Annotated in this window: 3 protein-coding genes; all 3 read left to right on the top strand. The window is 52.2% G+C overall.

Translation table 11 applies throughout. From position 1 onward, the window contains the following. A partial coding sequence (locus tag A596_RS23165) for a phage tail protein (protein WP_235425781.1) occupies positions 1 to 538 on the top strand: 538 nt, incomplete at its 5' end. Positions 539 to 549: 11 nt separating this feature from the next. Then, positions 550 to 1,050 (top strand): phage tail protein, encoded by a 501-nt coding sequence (locus A596_RS18400; protein WP_039917598.1) that lies wholly within the window; start codon positions 550 to 552, stop codon positions 1,048 to 1,050. Positions 1,051 to 1,062: 12 nt separating this feature from the next. Continuing rightward, positions 1,063 to 1,382, top strand: a 320-nt coding sequence (locus A596_RS23170) for a hypothetical protein (protein ID WP_039917600.1), incomplete at its 3' end; no start/stop codon positions are given.

Genomic DNA, 1,382 nt, shown 5'->3' on the forward strand with positions numbered 1-1,382 from the left:
CGGGAGCGCCGTTGTGGACGGTTTGCTGGGGGGAATTAACACCGGCATAGGCAAACTCAAAGATGGCATCCTGAGTTTGGGTGACAGCACCATCACATGGTTCAAAGACAAGTTGGGCATTCGCTCCCCCAGCCGGGTATTTGCGCAAATGGGCCGCGATACCCTGCAGGGATTTGAAAATGGACTGGATGACCAAACCCGCGCAACCATAAACCGCCTCACACGCATTACCAGCGCACTTACGGCGGCGGGCACTGGTGTAGTACTGCTCACGCCCGGTATTGCGTCAGCAACGCAAGCAGGCACAGCCGGAAAGCCATTGGCAGACCCGGCAAGTACAGTGCGCTTTGAATCTCGCGCACCACTGAAAAGAGCGAGCAGCTCGCAGCAGTTTGGTGGCGATACGATTTACATCACGGTGCAGGCCAGCCCCGGCATGAATGAGCAAGTGATCGCCCAACAAGTCCAGCGCGCACTGGAAGAACGTGATCGCAAAAAAGCTCAGCGCCGCCGCTCAGTGTTGTTCGATAACGATTAGGAGTTTTAACCATGTTGATGACACTGGGCTTTTTTGTATTTGATATGCCCACAGCGCCCTACCAACAACTGCAGCGACAAACCGAATGGCGGCACCCAAGCCAGTCGCGTGTAGGGCAACGTCCGGCCTATCAGTACGTTGGACCAGGTGATGACACTATCACGCTTACCGGTGTGCTTTACCCGGAAATAACTGGTGGCCGTTTATCGCTGGATTTATTGCGCACGATGGCGGAGCAAGGCAAAGCATGGCCGCTCATTGAGGGCAGTGGCAGGCTTTATGGTTTTTGGTCTATCACCAGCATTTCAGAAACCAGTAGCGAATTAATGCGCGATGGCACACCACAAAAAATTGAATTCAGCATCTCGTTAATTCGTGTAGATGAATCACAAATTGATTTGCTCGGCACCGTTATTAATGCCGGGCTTGGTGCAGCAACCGGCTTGCTTGCTGGCCCACTGAATAAAATCCGCGACCTGACGCAAGCCGTCAGCAAATTGCCACGCTTTTAATTTTTTGCACCTATGAATATTTTTAATTTTGATCACCCGGCCCCGGATTACCGACTGGTAGTAAACGGCACCGATATCACACCGCGCATTCGTGGTTGCTTGGTGGAACTCACTATCACCGATAATCGCCACCTAGAAGCGGACACACTCGATTTAACGTTGACAGATCAAAACGGCGATATGGAATTACCACCGCACGGCGCAAAAATCAGTGTGGCAATTGGTTATCGCAATAGAGACCTAATTCATAAGGGAATCTATGTGGTCGATGAGGTGGAACATTCCGGCGCGCCTGATCAAATCAATATTCGCGCGCGCAGTGCCGACCTGCG

It is taken from the genome of Cellvibrio mixtus subsp. mixtus J3-8 (assembly GCF_000766945.1).
GTDB lineage: Bacteria > Pseudomonadota > Gammaproteobacteria > Pseudomonadales > Cellvibrionaceae > Cellvibrio > Cellvibrio mixtus_A.

Bases quoted from the DNA above. Each gene is read 5' to 3' on its own strand.
- A596_RS18400 (WP_039917598.1), top strand. From the start codon at position 550: ATGTTGATGACACTGGGCTTTTTTGTATTTGATATGCCCACAGCGCCC.